Here is a 24,046-nt window from a genome sequence, read left to right on the forward strand (position 1 = left end):
GTCCTGGTCACCGGCGTCCCGGCGGCACCGAGCCCGGCTCGAGGCGCAGCGGCAGCCCGAACTCCGCAAACCGGTCACCGGTTCCGAGGAACGTGACGATCTCGGCGATCGCCCCGTCACGGATCTCGGGGACGACGAGCGCGAACGGGTGGAGCACATCACCCTCACGGCGGTACTGCCCGAACCCGGCCGTGCCGTTGATCGGCACCCGCAGGAGACGATCGCCGACGCAGGCATCGGCGGCGGCGAAGACAGCCAGGAACTCCTCACGACTCTCAAGCCGCCACGCGAACGGCGGCATCGACATCCGCAGGTCCTCCCGGAGCACACGTTTGAGCCCGCCGACGTCGTGGGCCTCGAAGGCGGCGACGTAGTCGTCGAGCAGTCGCTGCTGGTCGGGATCGGCGAGGGACTGCTGGGCGAGGGGTTCGGGCGCCGCCGCGGACAGGCGCGCTCGGGCCCGCTGGAGGGCGCTGTTGACGGCGGGCACGCTCGTGTCGAGGATGTCGGCGGTCTCGGCGGCGTCGAAGCCGAGCACCTCCCGCAGGAGGAGGGTCGCGCGCTGGCGCGGCGCCAGACACTGGAGGGCGGCGACGAAGGCGAGCCGCACCGACTGCCGTTGGGCGACGATGTCGGCCGGATCGTCGGCGCAGATCACCGCGGCGTCGGGCATCGGCTCGACGAAGCGATCGGCGGGCAGCGGCTCTCCGAGGTCAGCGGAGTCGGCGCGGGTGCGGGCGGGACCGAGATCGACAGCGAGTTCCCGGCGCGCGGCGCTGCGGGCGAGGTCGATGCAGATGTTCGCAGCGATCCGGTGCATCCACGTCGAGAGCTGCCCCCGGGCGGGATCGAAGCGGTCGAGAGCACCGTGTGCGCGGATGATCGTCTCCTGCACGGCATCGTCGGTGTCGGCGGCACTGCCGAGCATCCGGTAGCAGAATGCGGTGAGCCTGCCCCGCATCGCCTCGAGGTCGTCGACGGTCGGTGTGACGGACGTCATGGCGTCATTGTCGCACGCCCGCTGGCTCACCGTCCCTGCAGGGCGAAGCACGTGACCGCCGAGGCGGCGGCGACGTTGAGGGAGTCGACTCCCCCGCTCATCGGGATCATCACCGTCGAATCGGCCGCGGCGATCGTCGCCCTGGCCAGACCGTCGCCTTCCGTGCCGAAGACGACGGCGGTGCGCTCCGGGGCGGTGGCCGCGAACTCCTGGATCGAGACCGAGTCCTCGTCGAGGGCGAGGGCGGCGACGTGGAAGCCGAGCTCCCGCAGGGTCGCCACCCCGCCCGGCCAGGGGTCGATGCGCGTCCACGGCACTTGGAAGACCGTGCCCATCGACACCCGGATCGACCGGCGGTAGAGGGGGTCGGCGCACCGCGGCGTGACGAGCACGGCATCGACGCCGAAGGCCGCGGCGGAGCGGAAGATCGCGCCGACGTTCGTGTGGTCGACGACGTCCTCGATGACGACGACCCGGCGGGCCTCGGCGAGCAGATCAGCCAGTGCGGGCAGGGCCGGGCGATCGCCGCGAGTGCCCCGCGGTGGAGGTGGAAGCCGGTGAGCGCCTCGACGGCGGCGTCGGTGCCGATGTGGATCGGGGCGTCATTGCCGGCGATGAGATCGGCGAGGTCGAAGAGCCATTTCGGGCTCGTCAGATACGACCGCGGTGCCATGCCCGCGGCATGGGCCCGGCGGATGATCTTCGAGGATTCGGCGATGAAGAGACCCTCGGCCGGTTCGCGGACGCTGCGCAGGGCGACGTCGGTGAGGTTCGTGTAATCCGACAGCGCCTCACCCGCAGCACCGGTGGCCCGAGCACCCCCGCCGACCTCGGCGGCGTCGAAGAAGTCCAGGCGGCCGGCGGCGATCCCGAGTTCCGCGGCCCGTGCGATGATCTGCTCCCGAGTCAGCGGAGCCTTCGCTGGAGTGTTCACTGCCTGTCCCCCAACTCAGCGCCGCTCACAGCGTGAGGATCCGCACGATCGCGACGATGCCGAGGACGACGATGACCGCCCGCAGCAGACTCGGGGAGAACTTCCGTCCCACCCGGGCCCCGATGTAGCCGCCGATGAGCGAGCCGACTGCCACGCAGACGACCGCCGTCCAGTTGATCCGGTCGTGACCGACGATGATGTACGTCGTCGCCGAGACGGTGTTGACGACGAGGACGAGGACGTTCTTCAGCCCGTTGAGCCGCTGCAGGTCGTCGGTGAGGATGAGCCCGAGCAGCGCGACGAGGATGATCCCCTGCGCCGCGGCGAAGTATCCGCCGTAGATGGCGGTGAGGAAGATGATGATGAGCGCGACCGTGTACTTCGCCGGTCCCAGCCCCGCACCCGAGCCGTCGAGCGCGGTGGGGGCGACGGCCACCTCGGTGGCCTCCCGTCGCAGCGCCCGCTCCTTGAGGTACCGGGAGAGATAGGGCTGGCCGACGACCATGACGAGGGCGAGGACGAGGAGGATCGGCACGATCGTCTCGAACGCGTCCTCGGGCAGGTGGAGGAGCAGATACGCGCCGAGGAGAGACCCGGCCAGGGAGGCCGGAACGAACCCGGCGAACCGCTTCCACTGCCCCTTGAGCTCCTCCCGGTACCCGAACGACGAGGCGATGTTGCCGGGGACGAGGCCCACGGCATTGCTCATCGTCGCGACCACCGGGGGCACCCCGAAGGCGACGAGGACGGGGAACGTGATGAGCGTCCCGGATCCGACGACGGCATTGATCCCCCCGGCGCCGATGCCGGCGAGGATGATGAGTGCGATCTGCCAGATCTCCACGCTGTCAGCCGCGGTTCAGGACTGGGAGCGCGCGTGGAAGCGATCGCCGTCGCGGGTGAGCTTGACGTCGAGGCCGAAGGTCTCCGAGAGGTTGGCCGCCGTGAGCGTCTCATCGAGCGGACCCGCCGCGACCGCCTTCCCGCCGCCGAGAAGGAGCGCGTGGGTGATGCCCACAGGAATCTCCTCGACGTGGTGGGTGACCATGATCGTCGCCGGAGCCCACTTCGAGGAGAGGATCTCCGTGAGCGCGCTCAGCAGCTCCTCGCGGCCGCCGAGGTCGAGGCCGGAGGCAGGTTCGTCGAGGAGGAGGAGTTCGGGGTCGGTCATGAGCGCACGGGCGATCTGGACGCGCTTGCGCTCGCCTTCCGAGAGGGTGCCGAAGGTGCGCTCGGCGAGGTGGGTGATGTTGAAGGCCGCGAGCAGGTCCTTGGCACGGTCGATGTCGGTCTCGTCGTACTGCTCTACCCAGCGACCGGTGACGCCGTAGGCCGCGGTGAGCACGGTGTCGAGGGCGGCTTCGGAGTTCGGGATGCGCCCGGCCAGCGCGGTCGAGGCGTAGCCGATGCGCGGACGCAGCTCGAAGACGTCGACCCGGCCGAGGCGCTCCTCGAGGATGCCGACCTTGCCCGATGTGGGATGCATGCGTCCTGCTGCGAGTTCGAGCAGCGTCGTCTTGCCGGCGCCGTTGGGGCCGAGGACGACCCAATGCTGGCCTTCGGAGACGGTGAGGGAGAAGTCTCGGAGGAGGAAGCTCTCCCCGCGGCGCACGGACACGGAATCCACAGTCAGCACATCACTCATATCACCCAACTCTATCTCAGCGGTGGGTCTATTCTGGTCCGACATGGACTCACTGCTCGACTCGCTGCTGCTCACGCTCGCCCTCAATCACCGCCTCTCGGGGACCCGCGCCCCCGACGAGGTCAGCACTGCCTTCCTCGACGCCGAGCGTGATGTTCCTCTCATCGTCTCCGATGCCGTCCTGGAGACGCCGAGTCCGACCGGTCTCCTCCTCTTCGCCGCGGCCGCGCAGGCGGCTGGGATCACCCATGCCCGCCTCGCCCTCCACCATCCCTCCCTGCCGCACACCACCCCGCCGGTCGCGAAGGAGGACCGTGCGCGGGTCGGTCGCCATCCGGCCCCGATCGTCCTCCACCGGGGAGCCGATCAGGTGGGGATCATGCTGCTCGGCGCCGAGGCGAACGTCGAGGTCATCGCGTGCCGGGAGTCGGTCTATCGTCCCGTCACCGTCGAGACGCCCGCCGAGGCGCTGCGCCGGCTGCGGCTGCTCGTCATGGAGGGCCTGTCGATCGTCGAGTCGATCGACGTGCCCGAGCAGTGGCGGAGCGCGCCGTGGCGGGACTGGCAGGAGGAGCTGACGGCGACGCACCCGCTGACGACGCTCCTGCCGCTCGACGTCGATTCGCGGGCGATCTTCGCCGCCCTCGACATCCACGCGCGGATGCGCACCGTCCTCGCCCCGGCCACGCTCGACCCGCCGGTCTTCGGCGAGCTGCTCGCACGGCTCCACCCTGCCGCCGCGGACTATGTCACTGCGGTGGCTACGATGAGGGGGTGACTGACTCTCCCGTGCTCGCCGCCCCCGTCCAGCTGCTCGTCATGGACGTCGATTCGACGTTCCTCAACGAGGAGGTCATCGACCTCATCGCCGACCATGCCGGAGTCGGCGCCCAGGTCGCCGATATCACCGAGCGGGCGATGGCCGGTCAGCTCGACTTCGCAGCATCCCTGGCGGAGCGCGTCTCCCTGCTCGCGGGTCTTCCCGTCTCCGTCCTCGACGCGGTGCGGGAGCGGGTGACGCTCACCCCCGGAGCCGCCGAGCTCGTCGCCGCCGTGCAGGCCGCCGGCGGAGTCGTCGCCCTCGTCTCCGGCGGCTTCTCCGCCGTCATCGCCCCGCTCGCTCAGTCCCTCGGCATCACCGAGGTCCACGCGAACGGTCTCGAGGTCAGTGGGGGTCGTCTCACGGGACGCACGCAGGGTCCCGTCATCGACCCGGGGGCCAAGGAGCGGATCTTCACCGAACTCGTCGGCCGATACGACTGCGACCCCGAGCGGACCGTGGCGATCGGTGACGGTGCCAATGACATCGGCATGATCGGCGCGGCCGGGCTCGGGGTCGCATTCTGTGCGAAGCCGGCGCTGAGAGCGGCGGCGGACGTCGCGATCGACACCCGCGATCTCGCCGAGGCGGTCAGATTCCTCGGAACGACATGATCTCGGGGACGGGATAGGCTCCCGGTTCGACATCCCACGACGGCAGGTCGAAGACCGCGAGCGACGAGGGACGGAACGACTCCGGGACTCCGGCGTCGGCGGAGAGGTGACCGACCACCTCGGCGACGGTGGGCTGATGGCCGACGATGTACGCACACGTCGCAGCCGCCGGGATCGATCGGATCGCGTCCATCCAGTCCTCGACTCCCCCACCGTAGAGGGACTCGTCGAGGACGAGTTCGAGGTCGCCGCCGGTCACCCGGTTGACGGCCTCGACGACGGCCTGCCCGGTCTGCGTGGTGCGCCGGGCCGCCGAGGCGATGGCCACCTCAGGTGACCAGCGCTCGGCGATCTCGGCCCCCGCCTCGACGGCTTGGGCCAGACCGGTCGCGCTCAGGGAGCGCTCGAAGTCGGTCGGACCGTTCGGTTCGGCCTTCGCGTGCCGGGCGAGGATGAGGACGGGCATGGTCTCAGGCGCCGGTCGAGTGGAATCCGCCGTCGACGTGGACCATCTCGCCGGTCGTCGCGGGGAACCAGTCGGAGACGAGGGCGACGATGGCCTTGCCGGCCGGCGTCGTGTCCTTCTGGTCCCAGCCGAGCGGGGCGCGCTCGCCCCACATGTCCTCGAGCGTCCCGAAGCCGGGGATCGAGGTCGCCGCCGTCGTCTTCAGCGGTCCCGCGGAGACGAGGTTGACGCGGATGCCCTTGTCGCCGACGTACTTCGCGAGGTAGCGGGCGGTCGACTCGAAGGCGGCCTTGGCCACGCCCATCCAGTCGTAGACCGGCCAGGAGATCGTCGCATCGAAGGTCAGGCCGACGATGCCCGCGCCCGGGTTGAGCACCGGGAGGGCGGCGACGGTGATCGCCTTGAGCGAGTAGGCCGAGACCTGGATGGCGGCCTGCACCGACTCCCACGGGGTGTCGAGGAAGACGCCGCCGAGGGCGTCCTTCGGGGCGAAGGCGATCGCGTGGACGATGCCGTCGATGTTGCCCTCGAGGCGCTCGGGCAGAGCGGCGAGGTCCTCTTCGCTGGTGGCGTCGAGTTCGATGACGCGCGGGGTCACGGGCAGGCGCTCGGCGATGACCTGGGTGATCTTCATCTGGCGGCCGAAGCTCGAGAGGATGACCTCGGCTCCCTGCTCCTGGGCGATGCGGGCGGCGGCGAAGGCGATCGACGCCTCGGTGAGCACACCGGTGACGAGGATGCGCTTTCCGTCAAGAATTCCCATGGTGGTCCTTTCTCAGTCTGTTCTCTGGTGTCAGTGCAGCGCTGGGCTGCTCAGTGTCCGGGGTCAGGGGCTGTTGTCAGTGTCCCATGCCGAGGCCGCCGTCGACGGGGATGACGGCTCCGGAGATGTAGGAGGCGTCGTCGGAGGCGACCCAGCGGACGACGCGGGCGACCTCATCGGCTTCGGCGAAGCGCTTGGCGGGAATCGTCGCGAGGTAGTCCTTCTGCTGCTTCTCGTCGAGCTCATCGGTCATGTCGGTGCGGATGAAGCCCGGGGCGACGACGTTGGCGGTGATGCCGCGGGAGCCGAGCTCGCGGGTGATCGAGCGGGCGAAGCCGACGAGTCCGGCCTTCGACGCCGAGTAGTTCGCCTGGCCGGGGACGCCGTAGAGGCCGGAGACCGAGGAGATGAGGACGATGCGGCCCTTCTTCGCGCGGATCATGTTGGTGATCGCGCGCTTCACGGTGCGGTAGGCGCCGGTGAGGTTCGTGTCGATGACCGCTGCGAAGTCGTCGTCGTCCATGCGCATGAGCAGGTTGTCGCGGGTGATGCCGGCGTTGGCGACGACCACCTCGACGGGTCCGAGCTTCTCTTCGACCTCGCTGAACGCGGCGTCGAGGGATGCGGAGTCGGTGACATCGGCGGCGACGGCCAGGGCGCCGTCGGGGGCATCTCCGTTGCGGGAGGTCACGGCCACCTTGTCGCCGTTGGCGAGGAACTCCTCGGCGATGGTGCGGCCGATTCCGCGGTTGCCTCCGGTGACGAGGACTACACGTGGTTCTGACACGGGACTCTCTTCTGTTGGAACGACAGTACGGAGACCAACCTACCGTGTTTGGTGCGGCCTCGACATGCTCCCACAAACGAAGCGTATGATTTTGTAGGTAGACCCGAGTGAAGAAGGTTATGGCCAAGCACCCGCAGCAGATCACCACAGCAGACACTGCGCTCGACGACGATATGAAGTCGAGGATCATCAAGTATTCGATCACCATGGGGATCCGCACTCTCTGCTTCGTGGCGGCCTATTTCGCGTTCGTCGCCTCGCAGCACGTCCTCATGTGGATCTGCGTCGCCGGCGCCGTGCTCCTGCCCTATCCGGCTGTCATCTTCGCCAACGCCGGACGGAGCGCTCCGCGACGACCGCTCGGCCCTCATCGACTCCGCTCCCCTCGACCAGCTGCCGCCCGGCCGGGCGAGACGATCAGCGGCGACACCCTCGGCGGGGAACCCGGCGATGCGACCGCGAAGGACTCCGGGACCGGGCGCACGCCGCGGGGCGAGACGATCCCCGGGGAGACCGTCGATCCCGAGACCGACACTCCGGGAACCGGCGGTGCCGGGACCGACCCGGGCACCGCCTCGGCGGGTCCGTCTGCGCAGCGATCCCCGCGGACGTCGTCCCCGCGGATGACCGAGAGCGAGCATCACTTCACCGCCGACAGCAACGGCGAGATCGTCGAGGACGACGAGGAGAGCGCGGGTGGCCGACGGTGACCGAGGCACTGCGGTGCTCGGCCAAGGGATGCCGAGCCGATGCGACACGGGCGATCCTGTGGAACAATCCCCGCCTGCACACGCCTGTCAGGCGCAAGGTGTGGCTCGCCTGTGACGAGCACCTCGACCAGCTGCGGGAGTTCCTCACCCTGCGCAGCTTCTATCGCACCGATGTTTCCGTCGACGAGATCCCGGAGGACGCCGGCTGATGGCCCGTTACTCATTCCTCTTCAGTGCCCGGTGGCTCAAATACATCGCGATGACGATCATCGTCGTCATCGCGTGCGTGTTCCTCGCCCTGTGGCAGAAGGACCGCCGCGCCGAACGCCAGGCGGAGATCGACACGATCAACGCCAACTACTCGGCGGCTCCCGTCGACATCTCCGCGGTGCTCCCGTCGACCTCGGCGACGCTGCCGGAATCCGCGGAATGGACGCCGGTGTCGCTGACCGGTCGCTTCGAGACCGCGGACACCGTGCTCGCCCGCAACCGCACCGTCAATGACAAGGTCGGCTTCTACGTCGTCGTCCCGTTCACCCTGACCAGCGGAGAGACGATCGCGATCGTGCGCGGATGGGTGCCCGAATCGACCGCGGTGCCCGACGCCCCGGCCGGTGAGCAGACGATCACCGCACGGCTGAAGATCGCCCAGGACGGCTCCGACGATGACAACCCCGAGGGCATGATCAAGGCGATCGACCCGGCCCGGATCCCCGGCATGGACGCGGCGTACGCCAATGTCTACGCCGAGGAGGTGACGACGGGGGCGACGCAGGCCGAGGGTCTGACTCCCCTCCCGGCGCCCGACCTCAACCCCGGCAACCACCTGTCCTACATGCTCCAGTGGTTCGCGTTCGGGATCATGATCATCATCGCCGTGTCGATCTCGGCCCGGCGGGAACGGAAGGCGACCGCCGAGGCGCTGGCCACTGCGACGAGCGACACCGAGTACGTCGTCGTCGACAAGGCGGCCCTCGACGCCGGGGCCAAGGTCAGCCAACCGGGCAGCCGGTACGGTCGCAGCCGCTTCGTCAGTCCCACCGTGCGCGGTCGGGACGAAGCCGAGGAGGACGAGCTCCTCGAGGAGCGCTTCCGCCCGAGGTGAGCCCTGTGCGCAGCTCCAAGTCAGCGGCTCAGCGGCTCAGGGACGCAGCGGCTCAGGCCAGGGTGACGAGGTCGAGGTAGGTCTCGTTCCACAGGTCCTCGTCGCCGTCGGGCAGGAGCAGGACCCGGTCGGGATCGAGTGCGGACACCGCACCCTCATCGTGGGTGACGAGGATGATCGCTCCCTCGTAGCGGCGGATCGCCGAGAGGATCTCCTCCCGCGAGGCCGGGTCGAGGTTGTTCGTCGGCTCGTCGAGGAGGAGGACGTTGGCGCTCGAGACGACGAGGGTCGCCAGGGCCAGACGCGTCTTCTCACCGCCGGAGAGGACCCCGGCGGGTTTGTGGACGTCGTCACCGGAGAAGAGGAACGAGCCGAGCACGTTGCGCACCGCGGTGTCGTCGAGGTGCGGAGAATTGCGCTGCATGTTCTCGAGCACGCTGCGGTCGAGATCGAGCGTCTCATGCTCCTGCGCGTAGTAGCCGAGCTTGAGACCGTGACCGGCGATGACCTCACCGGAATCGGGTTCGTCGAGTCCGGCGAGCAGGCGCAGCAGAGTCGTCTTGCCGGCGCCGTTGTAGCCGAGGATGACGACGCGTGAGCCCTTGTCGATCGCCAGGTCGACACCGGTGAAGACCTCCGTCGACCCGAAGCTGCGGGAGAGGCCCTCGGCGGTCAGCGGCACCCGGCCGACGTCCGCGGGCGCCGGGAAGCGGAGATTCGCGACCTTGTCGGCGCTGCGTTCCTCATCGAGGCCGGCGAGCATGCGTTCGGCGCGTTTGACCATCTGCTGGGCGGCGACGGTCTTCGTCGCCTTCGCCATCATCTTGTTCGCCTGCGCCGTCAGCGCCGCGGCCTTCTTCTCCGCGTTCGCACGTTCGCGCCGGCGTCGGCGTTCGTCGTCCTCGCGCTGCTTGAGGTAGAGGCGGTAGCCCATCGAGTAGATGTCGATGGTCTGCCGGGTGGCGTCGAGGAAGAAGACCTTGTTGACGACTTCATCGATGAGGTCGAGGTCGTGGCTGATGACGATGAGTCCGCCGGAGTACGCCTTGAGGTAGTCGCGCAGCCAGAGCACGGATTCGGCGTCGAGGTGGTTCGTCGGCTCGTCGAGGATCATCGTGTCCGGAGCGGAGAAGAGGATCCGGGCGAGTTCGACGCGGCGACGCTGACCGCCGGAGAGGGTGCCGATCTCCTGGTTGACGAGGTCCTCGTCGAGGCCGAGGTTCGCGGCGATCGCGTACGCCTCGGATTCCGCAGCGTATCCGCCGGCGGCGACGAACTCGGCTTCGATGCGCGGGTAGCGGTCGATGGCCTTCGCCGCGACGTTCTCGTCGGGCGAGGCCATCTGACGTTCGGCCTTGCGCAGGCGCTTGACGAGCACGTCGAGGTCGCGGGCGCCGAGGATGCGCTCCTTCGCCGTCGCCTCGAGGTCGCCGCTGCGCGGGTCCTGCGGCAGATAGCCGACGGACCCGGAGATCGAGACGTTGCCCGAGGTGGCGGGGTGGCCGCCCATGATCACCTTCGTCAGCGTCGTCTTCCCGGCGCCGTTGCGTCCGACGAGCCCGACGCGGTCGCCCTTGTCGACGCGGAAGGACACGTCGGACATCAAGGTGCGGGCGCCGACGGCGACTTCGAGGCCGGAGGCCTGGATCATTCTCTCTCCAAACTGCGGCCGATGAGGTCGGCCAGGTATTCCTGTGGGTGGACTCCCTGGGCGCGGGCCCGGGAGACGAGTTCGTCGGCGATGGTGCGGGCCACGCGCGTGGAGACGACGGTGGTGTCCCCGGTGTCCCCGCCGGGCGCGGGAGCTTCGGCGAACGCCGATGCCTCTGGCTCGACCTGGGCGTTCGCCGGCGATTCCGTGCCGGCTTCGACGCTCACGGACGTCCCGGCGGACGTAGCCGGGTCCCTCGGGCACCGCTGTGCCCTTCTGGTAGGCGGTGGCGACGGCCCGGGCGCGCTCGTCGGCGGCTTCGTTCATCGCGTGGTTGTTGTGGCCCTTGACCCATTCGAATTCGACGTCGCGTCCGGTCAGCGCCTGATCGAGGGATTCGAGGAGGTCGCGGTTGAGGACCTCCTTGCCGTCGGCCTTCTTCCAGCCCTTGCGCTTCCAACCCGGCATCCACTTCGTCAGGGCGTTGATGACGTACTGGGAGTCGCAGAAGATCTTGAGGTCCTCGTCGACGTCGGCGGTCGATTCGAGGAGGTCGAGGACGGCCATGAGCTCACCGCGGTTGTTCGTCGCGTTCTTCCAGCCCCCGGCGTGCCAGCAGTCGTCGTCGATGTACCAGGCCCACCCAGCCGGTCCGGGGTTGCCGAGCGCAGACCCGTCTGCGGCAGCGATGATCGTCAATGGTTCTCCTCTGGACGTCGGGTCCGGTCGTCAATGGGCCCGCACCATTGTTTCACGGTCGCAGGCACCCGCCGAACGCGACCTCGCCGAGGCGGCGCATCGGCCACCTCGGCGAGGGAGGTGCGGACGGACGTCCGCGTGACGAGTTCGGGTGCAGTCCGCCCGAGTCGCTCAGATGTTGAACCCGAGGGCCCGCATCTGCTCGCGGCCGTCCTCGGTGATCTTCTCCGGACCCCATGGCGGCATCCACACCCAGTTGATGCGGTAGGCCGGGACGATGCCGTCGAGGCACTGCGCGGTCTGGTCCTCGATGACGTCGGTGAGCGGGCAGGCCGCCGACGTCAGGGTCATCTCGATGACGGCGGTGCCGTCGTCCTCCACGGCGAGGCCGTAGATGAGTCCGAGGTCGACGATGTTGACGCCGAGCTCGGGGTCGACGACGTCCATCATCGCTTCGCGCACTTCGTCGACGCTCGCGTTCTGCGGTGCATCAATGACTTCGGGCATCACTTCTCCTCGTCTTCGGTCGGTGCGTGTTCCGGTGCTCCCGCCTGGGCCTGGCTGAGCGCGTCCTTGAACGCCATCCAGGCGAGCAGGGCGCACTTGATCCGTGCCGGGAACTTCGACACTCCGGTGAACGCCGCGGCGTCGCCGAGTATTTCCTCGTCGGCCTCGAGAGTCCCCCGGGAGTGCATGAGCTCGTGGAAAGCCGCTTCGATCTCGAGCATCTCGGACACCGTCGCCGAGGCGGCGAGCTCGGTGAGCACGGACGCCGAGGCCATCGAGATCGAACATCCGTCCCCGGTCCACCGCACGCTCACGGTGCCGTCGGCGGCGAGTTCGGTCTCGAGCTCGATCTCATCCCCGCAGGTCGGATTGACCTGGTGGGAGTGCCCGTGCGGCCCGGGGGCCGAATCGCCGAGCAGCGCGGCGTTGCCGATCCGCGACCGCGAGTGGTCGAGGATGACCTGCTGGTAGAGCTGCTGCATCTGGGTGGTCATGATGCCTGCGCCTTCTCCGCGGCCGGCGTGTCCGCGAGACCGAAGAACGGACGCACCTCAGCCAGCGCGGTGAGGAAGCGCTCGACATCCTCGCCGTTGTTGTAGAGGTACGTGCTGGCCCGGGTCGAGGCGGTCACCCCGAACCGGCGGTGCAGCGGCTGCGCGCAGTGGTGGCCCACACGCACGGCCACGCCCTGCGAGTCGAGGTACTGGCCGACGTCGTGGGCGTGGACGCCGTCGACGTCGAAGGCCACGGTGCCGATCCGGTTCTCGGCATTGCCGAGGACCCGGATCCCCGGGATCTGCGCGATCCGCTCGAGCAGCTGCCGGCCGAGCTCGACCTCATGGTCGAAGACCCGGTCGAGCCCCACCTCGGTGAGGTAGCCGATGGCCGTCGCGAACGCCGCGACCTCGGCCACCGGCTGAGTGCCGGCCTCGAAGCGCTGCGGGGCGGGCATGAACTCCGCCGAATCCATCGTCACGGTCGTGATCATCGAACCGCCGGTGAGCACGGGCGGGAGCGCATCGAGGAGCTCGGCCTTCCCCCAGAGCACGCCGAGGCCGGTCGGCCCGAGCGCCTTATGGGCGGAGAAGGCGGCGAAGTCGACGTCGAGGTCGGTGAAGTCGACCGGCATGTGCGGCACCGACTGGCACGCGTCGAGGACGACGAACGCCCCGACCTCCCGGGCCCGGGCGACGAGCTCGGCGACCGGGTTGATCGTGCCCAGCACGTTCGAGACGTGGGTGAACGCGAGCACCTTCGTCGTCTCGTCGACGATCGTCTCGAGGTCGGTGAGGTCGAGCTCTCCGTCATCGGTGACCGGGATCCACCGCAGCTGCGCCCCGGTGGCCTGCGCGAGCTGCTGCCAGGGGACGAGGTTCGCGTGGTGCTCCATCTCGGTGACGACGATCGAATCGCCCTCCCCGATCGCGAACCGCTGCGCGGCCTCTCCCCCGAACCCGTGGCTGGCCCGGTCGATGCCGAGGGCGACGATGTTGAGCGCCTCGGTGGCGTTCTTCGTCCACACGACCTGGTTCGGCGCACCGCCGACGAGGTTCGCCACGGCCTCCCGGCCGGCCTCGAACGTGTCGGTGGCCATGACGGCGAGCGTGTGCGCACCCCGGTGAACGGCGGCATTGCGCTGCGTGAAGTACTCGGTGAACGTGTCGATGACGCATTCGGGCTTCTGCGACGTCGCTCCCGAGTCGAGATAGGTCAGCGGCGACTCCCCGACCCTCGCACGGAGGATCGGGAAGTCGCCCCGGAGCCGAGAGAACATCAGACCGCGGACGAGAGGAAGCGGTCGTAGCCCTCGTTCTCGAGGCGCTCGGCGAGTTCCGGTCCGCCCTCCTCGGCGACCTTGCCCTTGACGATGACGTGGACGAAGTCGGGCTTGATGTAGCGGAGGATCCGCGTGTAGTGGGTGATGAGGAGGACGCCGACGTCGGTCGTCTCACGGACCCGGTTGACGCCTTCGGAGACGATGCGCAGAGCGTCGACGTCGAGGCCGGAGTCGGTCTCGTCGAGGACGGCGAACTTCGGCTTGAGCATCTCCATCTGGAGGATCTCGTGGCGCTTCTTCTCACCGCCGGAGAAGCCCTCGTTGACGTTGCGGGTCGCGAACTCGGGGTCGACGCGCAGCTGCTCCATCGCCGACTTGAGGTCCTTCGTCCAGTTGCGCAGCTTCGGAGCCTCGCCGTCGATCGCGGTCTTGGCCGAGCGGAGGAAGTTCGTCACGGTCACGCCGGGCACCTCGACGGGGTACTGCATGGCGAGGAAGAGACCGGCCTTGGCGCGCTCGTCGACGGTCATGTCGAGGACGTCCTCACCGTCGAGGGTGACGGATCCGCCGGTGACTTCGTACTTCGGGTGACCGGCGAGCGAGTAGGCCAGTGTCGACTTGCCCGAGCCGTTGGGGCCCATGATCGCGTGCGTCTGGTTCGAGTCGATCTCGAGGTTGATGCCGTTGAGGATCGGCTTCGCGCCGGCCTCGGTGTTGACGCTGACGTGCAGGTCGGAGATTTTCAGTGTGGACATGATTATCCTTTTCAGTTCACAGTCGTGTTCGGGTCGAGCAGGATGCGGCCGGCGATCTCCTGGCACGGGTAGACCGCGACGGGTTCGAAGGCCGGGGGGCTCAGCGGCTGGCCGGTGTTGAGGTCGAACTGGGAGCCGTGCAGCCAGCATTCGATGGCGCAGCCCTCCACCTCGCCCTCGGCCAGGGACACCTCGCCGTGGGTGCACAGATCGTCGATCGCGTGGACGACTCCGAAGGAGTCGCGGGCCAGGCAGATCTCGCGGTTCTCCACGTCGATCCGCAGCGCGCTGTCGAGTGCCACATCCTCGGAGGCGGCCACGTCGATCATCGTCACAGAACGCTCCGGGACAGTTCGTCCTCGATGCGGGCCGAGAGGACCTCTTCGATCTCCGGCACCTGGATCTTCTGGATGACCTCGTTGAAGAAGCCGCGGACGACGAGCTGGCGGGCGACGTCCTCGGGGATGCCGCGCGACATCAGGTAGAAGAGGTGCTCCTCGTCGAAGCGACCGGTCGACGAGGCGTGTCCGGCTCCTTCGATGTCACCGGTCTCGATCTCGAGGTTCGGCACGGAGTCCGCGCGCGCCCCATCGGTGAGGATGAGGTTGCGGTTGAGCTCGTACGTGTCGATGCCGAGCGCCTCGGGGCGGATGAGGACGTCGCCGATCCACACGCTGCGCGCGTCCTTGCCCTGCAGGGCGCCCTTGTACATGACGTTCGACGTCGCCTTCGCGGTGTTGTGGTCGATGTACGTGCGGTGCTCGAGGTGCTGGCCGGCATCGGCGAAGTAGAGGCCGAGAAGTTCGGCCTCGCCGCCGTTGGCCGAGTAGCGGACGTTGGCGTTGAGCCGGACGATGTCACCGCCGAGGGTGACGACGATGTGCTTGAGCTTCGCGTCCTTGCCGACGATCGCATCGTGCTGGCCGAGGTGCTGCGAACCGTCGTCCCACAGCTGCAGGGAGACGAAGGTGAGGTCCGCGCCGTCGCCGACGACGAGGGAGACGAGCTCGGAGTAGCGGGTCAGGCCCTCGTGCTCGACGACGATCGTCGCCTTCGCGTTCGCCCCCACGGACACGACGACATGGCCGTGGACGAGGTCGGTGCCGGTGCCGTCGGCGTGGATGACGACCGCCTCGGTGAGCTCCGTGTCAGCGGGCACCGTGTAGTGGGTGACGGTGGCCGTGCGGTTCGCGGCCACAGCGGCCGCGCGGTCCTCGGGTTCGAGGATGCCGAGCTCCTGGGCGGCCTCGAGGCTGATCTCCTCGACGGTGACGCCGGCAGGCAGTTCGCCGGTGACGCTCAGGCGCGCTTCACCGGGCGCATCGGCGAAGAAGTCGCTGAGCTTGCGCACGGGCGAGAAGCGCCACTCCTCCTCCCGGCCGGTGGGCACGGGGAAGTCGGCGACGTCGAAGCTGCGGGTGCGCGCGTCGCGCTTGGCGTCGGGCACGTGGACGCCCGCGCCGTGCGAATGCTCGGAGACGCCGAGCGGGTTGGTGGTGTCAGTCACAAAATCTCCTTAAGCGTGCAGTCGGTCGCGGGCTCAGCCCACGGCGCCTTCCATCTGCAGTTCGATGAGGCGGTTGAGCTCGAGGGCGTACTCCATCGGCAGCTCACGGGCGATCGGCTCGACGAAGCCGCGCACGATCATCGCCATCGCCTCGGTCTCCTCGAGGCCGCGGGACATGAGGTAGAAGAGCTGGTCCTCGCTCACCTTCGACACGGTCGCCTCGTGGCCGAGCGTGACGTCGTCCTCACGGATGTCGATGTAGGGGTACGTGTCCGACCGGGAGATGTTGTCGACGAGCAGGGCGTCGCAGAGCACGTTGTTCGACGAGCCCTCGGCACCCGGGTAGACGTGGACGAGTCCGCGGTAGCCGGCGCGACCGCCGCCGCGGGCGACGGACTTCGAGACGATCGAGGACTGCGTATGCGGGGCGGCGTGGACCATCTTCGCACCGGTGTCCTGATGCTGGCCCTCGCCGGCGAAGGCGACCGAGAGCGTCTCGCCGCGAGCGTGTTCGCCCGTCAGCCAGATCGCCGGGTACTTCATCGTCACCTTCGAGCCGATGTTGCCGTCGACCCATTCCATCGTCGCGCCCTCTTCGGCGATCGCACGCTTCGTCACGAGGTTGTAGACGTTGTTCGACCAGTTCTGGATCGTCGTGTAGCGGACGCGGGCGTCCTTCTTCGCGATGATCTCGACGACGGCGGAGTGGAGCGAGTCCGTCTTGTAGATCGGGGCCGTGCAGCCCTCGACGTAGTGGACGTACGAGCCTTCGTCGGCGATGATGAGCGTGCGCTCGAACTGGCCCATGTTCTCCGTGTTGATGCGGAAGTAGGCCTGCAGCGGGATCTCGACGTGGACGCCCTTGGGGACGTAGATGAAGGATCCGCCCGACCACACGGCCGTATTCAGCGCCGAGAACTTGTTGTCACCCGACGGGATGACCGAGCCGAAGTACTCCTCGAAGATCTCCGGGTGCTCCTTGAGACCGGTGTCGGTGTCGAGGAAGATGACGCCCTGGCTCTCGAGCTCCTCGTTGATCTTGTGGTAGACGACCTCGGACTCGTACTGCGCGGCGACGCCGGCGACGAGGCGCTGCTTCTCCGCCTCCGGGATGCCGAGGCGGTCGTAGGTGTTCTTGATGTCCTCGGGCAGGTCCTCCCACGACTGGGCCTGGCCCTCGGTGGAGCGGACGAAGTACTTGATGTCGGCGAAGTCGATTCCCGAGAGGTCGGCGCCCCAGTTCGGCATCGGCTTCTTCTCGAAGAGCTTGAGCGCCTTGAGGCGACGCTGGAGCATCCAGTCCGGTTCGTCCTTGAGCTTCGAGATGTTGCGCACGACGTCTTCGTTGAGACCGCGAGCCGCTGCGGCTCCGGCATCGTTCTCGTCGTGCCAGCCGTATGCGTACTGCCCGAGGTCTTTGAGCTCGGGGTTCGCCTCGATGATCGGATTGCTTGTGTCAGTCATCGTGAACCTCCTTGAGGTCGATCGATTGAGTGGATGAGGGGCCTGGTGAGTTCCGAGGTCGGAATGTGGGTCGTGCAGACGTGGTCACCGTGGGCGAGCGACGAGAGTCTTCTCACATCGACGCCGAGGTATTCCGAGAACATCGCGAGCTCTGCTTCGCAGATCTCGGGGAACTCGGCGGCCACGGATTGGATCGGACAGTGTCCTTGGCACAGCTGCATCGCCTCGAGTGACGTGCCCGCCGCGACCGGTGTCGCCGAGGCGGCGTAGCCCTCACGGGTGAGCGCTGAGGCCAGGGCCCGCGAGCGTGACGCCACCGACGTCCCGCCCCGCTTCTCGAGTTCTCCGCCGAGGCGGTCGCGCAGCTTCGCGACGAAGTCGTCGGAGAAGTCGACGACCGCGTCCTCCCCCATCCGGTCCTGGAAGAACCGGAGGATGTTGACGGCGAACTCGTCGTAGGACCGGCTGAGCTCGTCGTGGCCGCGCGAGGTGACTACGTAGTGCCGCGCCGGTCTCCCCCGCCCTGCCTGCTTCCCGGCGAGACCGCGGACCTCGATGAGTCCTTGGCCTTCGAGCGCGTCGAGGTGACGACGGATCGCTGCCGGGGTGAGCTCAAGGCCTTTTGCCAGCGCCGAGGCGGTGATGGGACCGTCGTCGAGCACGGAGCGGAACACCTTCTGCCGGGTCCTGCTGTCGTCCGCGTCGTTCGCAGTCATAGTCCACCTCCCTTGACTAACACAACACTATTGTTGCGTAAAATTGTTTCGTAAAACTAGGTGAGCCTAACTGAAGGCCCGGTTTCGACGGGACGTTTCGACCGGTCGTAGAATGGTCGGGTGGCACAATCGGCACTCCTCATCCGTGGGCTGCGCTATTCCTACGGCGCGCACCATGTCGTCGACGGCATCGACCTCGACGCCCGCGTCGGCACCGTCCTCGGCGTACTCGGCCCCAACGGGGCGGGCAAGTCGACGACGATCGCGCTGGCTGTCGGCTCGAAGCGACCCGACGCCGGAACCGTGGAGATCTTCGGCCGCGACCCCTACCGCCGTCACGAGGAGACCGCGCAGCTCGCCGGGGTCATGCTCCAGGACGGTGGCCTGCCGATGAGCGCGAAGCCGCTCGCCGTCCTCCGCCACCTCGCCGCTCTCTATCCCGATCCGCGCCCGCTCGACGAGCTCGTCGAACCGCTGGGCATCCGCGAGTTCGCCAACCGGTCGATCCGCCGGCTCTCCGGCGGACAGCGGCAGCGCGTGGCCCTTGCCGCCGCCCTCATCGGCCGTCCCCGCATCGTCTTCCTCGACGAGCCGAGCGCCGGCCTCGACCCGCAGGCCCGTGAGGTCGTCCACGAGGTGATCGGCGATCTCGCCGCCTCCGGGGTCAGCGTCGTCCTCACCACCCATGACCTCGCCGAGGCGGAGAAGCTCGCCGAGGACATCGTCGTCATCGACCGCGGCAGGATCATCGCCCGCGGTGCCCCCGCGGAGCTGCGCGGCGCCTCGGCGGCCGGTCGTCGGCTCGTCATCACCGTGCCCGACGCTCCCGACCCCTCCACCGACGCCGGACGGGAGCTGACGTCTGCCCTGACCGCCGTCGCCCCCGCCTCGGTGCAGGGCACGCTCATCGTCGCCGCGGGCAACCTCGACAGCGCGCGCATCGCCGCCCTGTGCACGGTCATCGCCGAGGCGGGGCTGACGATCGGGGACATCAGCATGCAGTCGCAGTCGCTGGCCGATGTCTTCTTCGAACTCACGGGGAGGCCGCTGCGATGAGCGAGACGACAGTCAGCGGCACGGGTGCCTCCCAGCCGTCCCCGGCGCCGGGCATGCGCGCCCGCCGCGTATTCGCGCAGGCGAAGTTCGAGACCGCAGCCGTGCTCCGCAACGGCGAACAGCTCCTGCTCGCGCTCATCCTCCCGCTCGGGCTCCTCGTCTTCCTCACGACGACTCCCCTGCTCGACGCGCTCGGCGCGATCCCGCCGGGCGGTGACCGGCTGAGCATCGCCCTTCCCGGCACCCTCGGTCTCTGCCTGGCCTCGACGGCATTCACCGGACAGGCGATCGCCACCGCCTTCGACCGCCGCTACGGGGTGCTCGCCCAGCTCGCGACGACGCCGCTGGGGACAACGGGGCTCATCCTCGGCAAGCTCGGGGCGGTCATCGGCGTCGTCGTCATCCAATTCGCCCTCGCGTTCGGCATCGCCGGGATCCTCGGCTACCGCGGCGGACTCGACATCCTCGCGCTCATCATCACCACGATCCTCGGCACTGCGACGCTGCTCGCGCTCGGCCTCCTCATGGCGGGCACGCTGCGCGCCGAGGCGACCCTGGGCGCTGCCAATCTCGTCTGGGTCCTCATGGCCGGTGCCGGCGGACTCGTCCTTCCCGCCACCGGCGAATGGGGAACCATCGTCGGCTGCCTTCCCTCCGGTGCCCTCGGGGACGCGATGCGCGCGAGCCTCGCCGGCACCTGGGACTTCACAGCTCTGATCGTGCTCCTCGTCTGGAGCCTGGTGGGAGCGCTTGCCGCACGCAGGTGGTTCCGCTTCGAATGAACACAGGAATGCGCATGAGAAACCAAGAGACCAGAATCCGCTTCGCCGCGTGGGCGATGCTCATCGCCCAGGCCGGCATCATCTTCACCGGCGGCATCGTCCGCCTCACCGGATCCGTCTGGGATGCTCGGACTGGCCGAAATGCACCCCGGATTCCCTCGTCGCCACCCCGGAGATGGGCATCCACGGGGTCATCGAGTTCGGCAACCGGCTGCTCGCCGTCGTCCTCGCCCTCATCGGCGTCGCGATCCTCGTCCTCCTCTGGCGGATCCGGAAGGAGCGCAAGGACCTCTTCTGGCTCAACATCGCGCTCACTGCGATCGTGCCGGTCCAGGCGGTCATGGGCGGGATCACCGTGTGGACGAAGCTCAATCCCTGGGTCGTCGCCGGGCACTTCGTGCCCTCGGCCATCGCCGTCGGTGTCGCCGCGTACTTCGTCCGCCGCACCTACGACACCGGGGTGCGCACCGGCGAGAAGGCACCGTCGCCGCTGCCGGCACTCGGGTGGGCGATCCTCGCGCTCACCGCGGTCATCGTCCTCTTCGGCGTGCTCACCACCGGCGCAGGCCCGCACTCCGGGTCGACGATCTCGACCCGCAACGGCCTCGACAACATCTGGATCACCCGCCTCCACGCGTTCCCGGTGTGGCTGCTCGTCATCGCGACGATCGTCGCTCTCGTCTACGCGCGCAAGCGCTGGGCCCCGATGGTGCGCCCGCTCGTCGTCCTCCTCATCGTCGAGCTCGCGCAGGGTCTCATCGGCTACATCCAGTACTTCACCGGCGTCCCGTGGGTGCTCGTGGCATTCCATATGATCGGTCTCTCGGCTACGATCGCAGCCAGTGTCGCTGTGCTCGACAGCGCGTACCCGAGGAGAACCCATGTCAACGCCGATCGTCCCGTGTCTGTGGTTCACTGACCGCGCCGAGGAGGCGATGGAATTCTACTGCACCGTCTTCCCGAACTCCCGCATCGTCTCGATCGAGCGATACCCCGATGAGAGTCTCGACGAGCATTTCGCGGGGATGAGCGGCAAGGTCATCACCGGCGTCTTCGAACTCGACGGCAACCGCTTCATCTGCCTCGACGGCGGACCCGCGTTCACCTTCAACGAGGCGATCTCCCTGACCGTCGAATGCGCCGACCAGGCGGAGATCGACCACTACTGGCAGGCGCTGTCCGCGGTGCCCGAATCCGAGCAGTGCGGCTGGCTCAAGGACAGGTACGGGATCAGCTGGCAGATCGTGCCGAAGAACCTCGACGAGCTGATGACCGGCGACGCTCAGGTGCGCGCGCTCATGGGAATGAAGAAGATCGTCATCGCCGAGCTCGTCGCCGCCGGCTGACGCGCCGCCTCGGTCGTCGGGATCACGCTCGCTCCCGCTGCGCGCATCCCTGGGCCTCAGCAACAACCTCGGCGAGACTGCACCACCCGGAGACCCACGGACAACCTCGGCGCGTATGCACCACCCTCAGCTCCGCAACTCCTCCACGCAGCGATGAGAACACCGCGGGCACGGGTGGTGTGTGGACCGTCAGGTGCGGGGTGGCAGATACCTGCCGCGGATCACCAGAGGCTGGGCAGCAGCGGGGTGACGAACGGGTCGACGGCGACGGCGAGGAAGAGCACCGACAGGTACGTGATCGAGCCGTGGAAGACCTTCATCGCCCGCAGCGAGGTGCCGCTGAGGCCCTTCTTCGCGCGAGACACGAGCTGGTAGCACGACCAGAGGAACCAGGCACCGGCGAGCACCGCGACGGCCGTGTAGACCGGTCCCATCGGGGCGACGGGGATGAGGACGAGCGAGGTGAGCACCATCGCCCAGGCGTAGAGGATGATCTGGCGGCCCACCGAGGTCGGCGGGACCTTCGACGGCAGCATCGGCACACCGGCAGCGTCGTAATCGGCCTTGTACTTGATCGCGAGCGGCCAGTAGTGCGGCGGCGTCCAGAAGAAGATGACGAGGAAGAGGATGACCGGCTCCCACGACAGCCCGCCGGTCACCGCCGACCAGCCGATGAGCACCGGCATGCAGCCGGCCGCGCCGCCCCACACGATGTTCTGCGTCGTGCGGCGCTTGAGGACGAGCGTGTAGAAGACCGCGTAGAGGAGGATCGCCGAGGCGGTCAGTCCTGCCGTCACCCAGTTCGTGAATCCGCCGAGCCAGAAGATCGACCCGATGCCGAGGACGAAGGCGAAGATCAGGGCTGCACGCGGCGAGATCTCCCCGGTGACGAGCGGACGGTGCTTCGTCCGATCCATCTTCGCGTCGATGTCGCGGTCGACGTAGCAGTTGAACACCGATGCCGAGGCGGCAGCGGCGGCCCCGCCGATGAGGGTGTTGAGGACGAGCCAGAGATTCGGCATGCCGTTGGCGGCGAGGAACATCACCGGGGCGGTGGTGACGAGGAGGAGTTCGATGACCCGCGGCTTCGTCAGGGCGATGTAGGCGCCGATGATCGATCGGGGTTTCTGCGAGTGTCGAGCTTCGTCGATGGTCCTCTGCAGAGGTCGTTCACTCTGCGTGCCCGGGTTCTGACGAAGTTCACTCACGAGAGACGATTCTACTCTGTGTCGAATGAATTTCCAGTTGGGGTCGGGCGAGTCGCCCTGTCATCGGGACCGAGTGCGCGGTCATCGGGATCATCTGCGCGCTCACGGCGTCGCCGGACAAGCACCGCGACGGCCCCGACCACCAGCCCCACTACGGCGAGTGCGGCCCACAGGACCGCCGCGAGGACGAACAGTCCGAGCCCCGCGAGGGGATCTTCGAGTGTGAGCATGTCGACATCGACGACGATGCCGAAGGCTCCGGCGAGGACTGTGAAGGCCACCGCCGCCCACCAGATGAGACCGGCAGGTCGGGCGATCGCGAGGACGATGAGGAGGACGAGGAAGGGGCCCGCGCCGAGGAGGAAGGCGAGCAGCCAGCTCCCGACCGCCTCGGTGCCAGTGCCGTTTCCGAAGGGCTCGACGAAGAGGGTCGTGAAGACGATCCGCTCGACGAGGACGAGGACGGTCAGGCTGATGCCGAGGTTCCGGAGTGCCCGGGCATGGCGCACGGGTGATCGTCGAGGCAGGGTCGGGTGCTGGGGACTGCGGGGAATGGGGAGGTCTCCTTGACGTGGGCGGGCGACGTGGACGTGCCGGCGGTGGGAGGGCAGCACAGTGGGGACACTGCCAGCGCAGCGACCGTATCACCACGTGTCCGGACCGGGAGGGTCCGGCCGGTGCGCGGTAGAGTTTGAGAGGACGCATCGCCGACGACAGAAGGAACGCTCTCAGACATGAATGCCCTGTCCTGGACAGACCTCGACTCCCAAGCAGTCGACACCGCCCGCCTCCTCGCCGCTGACGCCGTGCAGAAGGCCGGAAACGGACACCCCGGCACCGCGATGAGCCTCGCTCCCGTCGCCTACTACCTCTACCAGAAGGCCCTCACCCTCGACCCGTCCGATCCCACGTGGTCGGCCGTGACCGCTTCGTCCTCTCCCTCGGCCACAGCTCGCTGACGCAGTACGTCCAGCTCTACCTCGCCGGCATCGGCCTCGAGCTCGACGACCTCAAGGCGCTGCGCACCTGGGATTCGCTCACCCCCGGCCACCCCGAGGTCGGACACACTCCCGGTGTCGAGATCACCACGGGCCCGCTCGGCTCCGGTGTCGCCTCGGCGGTGGGCATGGCGATGGCCTCCCGCCGCGAACGCGGACTCTTCGATCCCGACGCCGCCCCCGGCACCTCGCCGTTCGATCACGACATCATCGTCCTCGCCTCCGACGGCGACATGGAGGAGGGCGTCTCCGGTGAGGCCTCCTCGCTCGCCGGCACCCAGGAGCTGTCGAACCTGATCGTCATCTGGGACGACAACCGGATCTCCATCGAGGACGACACCGCGATCGCCTTCGGCGAGGACACTGCGGCGCGCTATGAGGCCTACGGCTGGCACGTCCAGCACGTCGACTGGACTGCCGACGGAGAGTACACCGAGGACCTCGACGCCCTCCACGCCGCCGTCAAGGCCGCTCGCGCCGACTCCCGTCCCTCCTTCATCCGCCTCTCGACGATCATCGCGTGGCCCGCGCCGAACGCCCGGAACACGGGGGCCGCCCACGGTGCCGCCCTCGGTGAGGACGAGGTGCGGGCGACGAAGGAGCTGCTCGGCTTCGACCCCGATGCGAACTTCGCGATCTCCCCCGAGGTGCTCGAGCACACCCGGACCAGCGCCGAGGAGCGCGGTCGCGCCGCTCACCTCGCGTGGAAGGAGAAGTACGCGGCCTGGCGCGACGC

At 68.3% G+C, this 24,046-nt stretch carries 26 protein-coding genes and 3 pseudogenes; 10 read left to right on the forward strand and 19 right to left on the reverse strand.

Features of this window, described 5'->3' with window-relative positions; genetic code table 11:
* Positions 1 to 7: 7 nt before the first annotated feature.
* From AC2W7K_RS02060 to AC2W7K_RS02075, 4 genes and pseudogenes are all read right to left on the reverse strand, one after another.
* Positions 8 to 1,051 carry an RNA polymerase subunit sigma-70 gene (locus tag AC2W7K_RS02060; RefSeq protein WP_344250493.1) on the reverse strand — a complete coding sequence of 348 codons (1,044 nt, stop codon included), beginning with the start codon at positions 1,049 to 1,051 and terminating at the stop codon, positions 8 to 10.
* Positions 1,027 to 1,787 (reverse strand): annotated as a pseudogene (locus AC2W7K_RS02065) (TrmH family RNA methyltransferase). Before AC2W7K_RS02065 ends, AC2W7K_RS02060 begins: the two are co-directional and overlap by 25 nt.
* A 172-nt stretch (positions 1,788 to 1,959) precedes the next feature.
* Positions 1,960 to 2,778: a sulfite exporter TauE/SafE family protein gene (locus AC2W7K_RS02070; RefSeq protein ID WP_211979203.1), complete on the reverse strand. Its 819-nt coding sequence runs from the start codon at positions 2,776 to 2,778 to the stop codon at positions 1,960 to 1,962.
* Between the two features lie 15 nt (positions 2,779 to 2,793).
* On the reverse strand, positions 2,794 to 3,579 hold the full coding sequence (locus tag AC2W7K_RS02075) for an ABC transporter ATP-binding protein (RefSeq protein WP_198498818.1): 786 nt from the start codon (positions 3,577 to 3,579) through the stop codon (positions 2,794 to 2,796).
* Positions 3,580 to 3,622: 43 nt separating this feature from the next.
* On the opposite strand from AC2W7K_RS02075, the gene AC2W7K_RS02080 reads away from it, so the two are divergent.
* Both AC2W7K_RS02080 and serB read left to right on the forward strand, forming a co-directional pair.
* A complete protein-coding gene (locus tag AC2W7K_RS02080) occupies positions 3,623 to 4,357 on the forward strand; it encodes a hypothetical protein (RefSeq protein WP_344250498.1) in 735 nt (244 codons plus the stop codon).
* The gene (gene serB, locus AC2W7K_RS02085; RefSeq protein WP_249121059.1) at positions 4,354 to 5,013 is read left to right on the forward strand and encodes a phosphoserine phosphatase SerB; all 660 of its coding nucleotides are present in this window, start codon (positions 4,354 to 4,356) and stop codon (positions 5,011 to 5,013) included. The genes AC2W7K_RS02080 and serB overlap by 4 nt, the downstream gene beginning before the upstream one ends.
* On the opposite strand, the gene AC2W7K_RS02090 is transcribed toward serB, so the two are convergent.
* The 3 genes from AC2W7K_RS02090 to AC2W7K_RS02100 all read right to left on the reverse strand — a co-directional run bounded on the left by AC2W7K_RS02090 (position 4,991) and on the right by AC2W7K_RS02100 (position 7,029).
* Positions 4,991 to 5,479, reverse strand: a complete 489-nt coding sequence (locus tag AC2W7K_RS02090) for a SixA phosphatase family protein (RefSeq protein ID WP_211979201.1) — start codon at positions 5,477 to 5,479, stop codon at positions 4,991 to 4,993. The genes serB and AC2W7K_RS02090 overlap by 23 nt on opposite strands.
* A 4-nt stretch (positions 5,480 to 5,483) precedes the next feature.
* On the reverse strand, positions 5,484 to 6,242 hold the full coding sequence (gene fabI / locus AC2W7K_RS02095) for an enoyl-ACP reductase FabI (RefSeq protein ID WP_137824033.1): 759 nt from the start codon (positions 6,240 to 6,242) through the stop codon (positions 5,484 to 5,486).
* Between the two features lie 76 nt (positions 6,243 to 6,318).
* A complete protein-coding gene (locus AC2W7K_RS02100; RefSeq protein ID WP_198498821.1) occupies positions 6,319 to 7,029 on the reverse strand; it encodes a beta-ketoacyl-ACP reductase in 711 nt (236 codons plus the stop codon).
* A gap of 119 nt (positions 7,030 to 7,148) precedes the next feature.
* Between AC2W7K_RS02100 and AC2W7K_RS02105 the strand changes: the two genes are divergently transcribed.
* The 3 genes from AC2W7K_RS02105 to AC2W7K_RS02115 are packed head-to-tail and all read left to right on the forward strand — an operon-like array spanning position 7,149 to position 8,844.
* On the forward strand, positions 7,149 to 7,739 hold the full coding sequence (locus AC2W7K_RS02105; protein ID WP_486005697.1) for a DUF3099 domain-containing protein: 591 nt from the start codon (positions 7,149 to 7,151) through the stop codon (positions 7,737 to 7,739).
* Complete coding sequence (locus AC2W7K_RS02110) at positions 7,736 to 7,948, forward strand: hypothetical protein (protein ID WP_137824030.1); 213 nt, start codon at positions 7,736 to 7,738, stop codon at positions 7,946 to 7,948. Before AC2W7K_RS02105 ends, AC2W7K_RS02110 begins: the two co-directional genes overlap by 4 nt.
* A complete protein-coding gene (locus tag AC2W7K_RS02115) occupies positions 7,948 to 8,844 on the forward strand; it encodes an SURF1 family cytochrome oxidase biogenesis protein (protein ID WP_211979199.1) in 897 nt (298 codons plus the stop codon). The genes AC2W7K_RS02110 and AC2W7K_RS02115 overlap by 1 nt, the downstream gene beginning before the upstream one ends.
* Before the next feature lie 52 nt (positions 8,845 to 8,896).
* Here AC2W7K_RS02115 and abc-f read toward each other — a convergent pair whose 3' ends face one another.
* The 10 genes and pseudogenes from abc-f to AC2W7K_RS02165 form a co-directional block, all read right to left on the reverse strand.
* Entirely contained in the window at positions 8,897 to 10,495 is a 1,599-nt protein-coding gene (gene abc-f / locus AC2W7K_RS02120; RefSeq protein ID WP_211979198.1) for a ribosomal protection-like ABC-F family protein, read from the reverse strand.
* A gap of 348 nt (positions 10,496 to 10,843) precedes the next feature.
* Positions 10,844 to 11,194, reverse strand: a pseudogene (locus AC2W7K_RS02125) (ribonuclease H family protein); the annotation flags it as partial.
* A gap of 171 nt (positions 11,195 to 11,365) precedes the next feature.
* Complete coding sequence (locus AC2W7K_RS02130; RefSeq protein WP_137824023.1) at positions 11,366 to 11,701, reverse strand: metal-sulfur cluster assembly factor; 336 nt, start codon at positions 11,699 to 11,701, stop codon at positions 11,366 to 11,368.
* Complete coding sequence (gene sufU, locus AC2W7K_RS02135; protein WP_211979196.1) at positions 11,701 to 12,195, reverse strand: Fe-S cluster assembly sulfur transfer protein SufU; 495 nt, start codon at positions 12,193 to 12,195, stop codon at positions 11,701 to 11,703. The genes AC2W7K_RS02130 and sufU overlap by 1 nt, the downstream gene beginning before the upstream one ends.
* The gene (locus AC2W7K_RS02140) at positions 12,192 to 13,475 is read right to left on the reverse strand and encodes a SufS family cysteine desulfurase (RefSeq protein ID WP_211979195.1); all 1,284 of its coding nucleotides are present in this window, start codon (positions 13,473 to 13,475) and stop codon (positions 12,192 to 12,194) included. The genes sufU and AC2W7K_RS02140 overlap by 4 nt, the downstream gene beginning before the upstream one ends.
* The gene (gene sufC / locus AC2W7K_RS02145) at positions 13,475 to 14,233 is read right to left on the reverse strand and encodes a Fe-S cluster assembly ATPase SufC (protein WP_198498830.1); all 759 of its coding nucleotides are present in this window, start codon (positions 14,231 to 14,233) and stop codon (positions 13,475 to 13,477) included. Before sufC ends, AC2W7K_RS02140 begins: the two co-directional genes overlap by 1 nt.
* A gap of 11 nt (positions 14,234 to 14,244) precedes the next feature.
* On the reverse strand, positions 14,245 to 14,568 hold the full coding sequence (locus AC2W7K_RS02150; RefSeq protein WP_198498831.1) for a non-heme iron oxygenase ferredoxin subunit: 324 nt from the start codon (positions 14,566 to 14,568) through the stop codon (positions 14,245 to 14,247).
* Positions 14,565 to 15,740, reverse strand: a complete 1,176-nt coding sequence (gene sufD / locus AC2W7K_RS02155; protein WP_211979194.1) for a Fe-S cluster assembly protein SufD — start codon at positions 15,738 to 15,740, stop codon at positions 14,565 to 14,567. The genes AC2W7K_RS02150 and sufD overlap by 4 nt, the downstream gene beginning before the upstream one ends.
* Positions 15,741 to 15,773: 33 nt before the next feature.
* Complete coding sequence (sufB, locus tag AC2W7K_RS02160) at positions 15,774 to 17,204, reverse strand: Fe-S cluster assembly protein SufB (protein ID WP_137824018.1); 1,431 nt, start codon at positions 17,202 to 17,204, stop codon at positions 15,774 to 15,776.
* A complete protein-coding gene (locus AC2W7K_RS02165) occupies positions 17,201 to 17,920 on the reverse strand; it encodes a helix-turn-helix transcriptional regulator (RefSeq protein WP_137824017.1) in 720 nt (239 codons plus the stop codon). The genes sufB and AC2W7K_RS02165 overlap by 4 nt, the downstream gene beginning before the upstream one ends.
* Positions 17,921 to 18,040: 120 nt before the next feature.
* Between AC2W7K_RS02165 and AC2W7K_RS02170 the strand changes: the two genes are divergently transcribed.
* From AC2W7K_RS02170 to AC2W7K_RS02185, 4 genes are read left to right on the forward strand one after another with little or no spacing between them, the layout of a single operon-like run.
* On the forward strand, positions 18,041 to 18,976 hold the full coding sequence (locus AC2W7K_RS02170; protein ID WP_211979193.1) for an ABC transporter ATP-binding protein: 936 nt from the start codon (positions 18,041 to 18,043) through the stop codon (positions 18,974 to 18,976).
* Complete coding sequence (locus AC2W7K_RS02175) at positions 18,973 to 19,758, forward strand: ABC-2 transporter permease (RefSeq protein ID WP_249121058.1); 786 nt, start codon at positions 18,973 to 18,975, stop codon at positions 19,756 to 19,758. Before AC2W7K_RS02170 ends, AC2W7K_RS02175 begins: the two co-directional genes overlap by 4 nt.
* A 49-nt stretch (positions 19,759 to 19,807) precedes the next feature.
* Positions 19,808 to 20,677 carry a COX15/CtaA family protein gene (locus AC2W7K_RS02180; RefSeq protein WP_486005698.1) on the forward strand — a complete coding sequence of 290 codons (870 nt, stop codon included), beginning with the start codon at positions 19,808 to 19,810 and terminating at the stop codon, positions 20,675 to 20,677.
* 16 nt (positions 20,678 to 20,693) lie between these two features.
* Entirely contained in the window at positions 20,694 to 21,104 is a 411-nt protein-coding gene (locus AC2W7K_RS02185) for a VOC family protein (protein ID WP_344250507.1), read from the forward strand.
* A gap of 221 nt (positions 21,105 to 21,325) precedes the next feature.
* Here AC2W7K_RS02185 and AC2W7K_RS02190 read toward each other — a convergent pair whose 3' ends face one another.
* Together AC2W7K_RS02190 and AC2W7K_RS02195 are read right to left on the reverse strand one after the other, a co-directional pair.
* On the reverse strand, positions 21,326 to 22,312 hold the full coding sequence (locus AC2W7K_RS02190; RefSeq protein ID WP_137824014.1) for a heme o synthase: 987 nt from the start codon (positions 22,310 to 22,312) through the stop codon (positions 21,326 to 21,328).
* Positions 22,313 to 22,323: 11 nt separating this feature from the next.
* A complete protein-coding gene (locus AC2W7K_RS02195; RefSeq protein ID WP_211979190.1) occupies positions 22,324 to 22,821 on the reverse strand; it encodes a hypothetical protein in 498 nt (165 codons plus the stop codon).
* Between the two features lie 225 nt (positions 22,822 to 23,046).
* Between AC2W7K_RS02195 and AC2W7K_RS02200 the strand changes: the two are divergent.
* Positions 23,047 to 24,038 (forward strand): annotated as a pseudogene (locus AC2W7K_RS02200) (transketolase family protein); the annotation flags it as partial.
* Between the last annotated feature and the right edge of the window lie 8 nt (positions 24,039 to 24,046).

The organism is Brevibacterium sp. LAARM2_SD2 (assembly GCF_057364785.1).

Excerpts from the sequence above, each read along its gene's own strand:
- AC2W7K_RS02075 (WP_198498818.1), bottom strand. The coding sequence starts at position 3,579 with ATGAGTGATGTGCTGACTGTGGATTCCGTGTCCGTGCGCCGCGGGGAG.
- AC2W7K_RS02080 (WP_344250498.1), top strand. The coding sequence starts at position 3,623 with ATGGACTCACTGCTCGACTCGCTGCTGCTCACGCTCGCCCTCAATCAC.
- AC2W7K_RS02090 (WP_211979201.1), bottom strand. The coding sequence starts at position 5,479 with ATGCCCGTCCTCATCCTCGCCCGGCACGCGAAGGCCGAACCGAACGGT.
- fabI (WP_137824033.1), bottom strand. The coding sequence starts at position 6,242 with ATGGGAATTCTTGACGGAAAGCGCATCCTCGTCACCGGTGTGCTCACC.
- AC2W7K_RS02105 (WP_486005697.1), top strand. The coding sequence starts at position 7,149 with ATGGCCAAGCACCCGCAGCAGATCACCACAGCAGACACTGCGCTCGAC.
- AC2W7K_RS02115 (WP_211979199.1), top strand. The coding sequence starts at position 7,948 with ATGGCCCGTTACTCATTCCTCTTCAGTGCCCGGTGGCTCAAATACATC.
- abc-f (WP_211979198.1), bottom strand. The coding sequence starts at position 10,495 with ATGATCCAGGCCTCCGGCCTCGAAGTCGCCGTCGGCGCCCGCACCTTG.
- AC2W7K_RS02130 (WP_137824023.1), bottom strand. The coding sequence starts at position 11,701 with ATGCCCGAAGTCATTGATGCACCGCAGAACGCGAGCGTCGACGAAGTG.
- sufU (WP_211979196.1), bottom strand. The coding sequence starts at position 12,195 with ATGACCACCCAGATGCAGCAGCTCTACCAGCAGGTCATCCTCGACCAC.
- AC2W7K_RS02140 (WP_211979195.1), bottom strand. The coding sequence starts at position 13,475 with ATGTTCTCTCGGCTCCGGGGCGACTTCCCGATCCTCCGTGCGAGGGTC.
- sufC (WP_198498830.1), bottom strand. The coding sequence starts at position 14,233 with ATGTCCACACTGAAAATCTCCGACCTGCACGTCAGCGTCAACACCGAG.
- sufB (WP_137824018.1), bottom strand. The coding sequence starts at position 17,204 with ATGACTGACACAAGCAATCCGATCATCGAGGCGAACCCCGAGCTCAAA.
- AC2W7K_RS02165 (WP_137824017.1), bottom strand. The coding sequence starts at position 17,920 with ATGACTGCGAACGACGCGGACGACAGCAGGACCCGGCAGAAGGTGTTC.
- AC2W7K_RS02175 (WP_249121058.1), top strand. The coding sequence starts at position 18,973 with ATGAGCGAGACGACAGTCAGCGGCACGGGTGCCTCCCAGCCGTCCCCG.
- AC2W7K_RS02185 (WP_344250507.1), top strand. The coding sequence starts at position 20,694 with ATGGAATTCTACTGCACCGTCTTCCCGAACTCCCGCATCGTCTCGATC.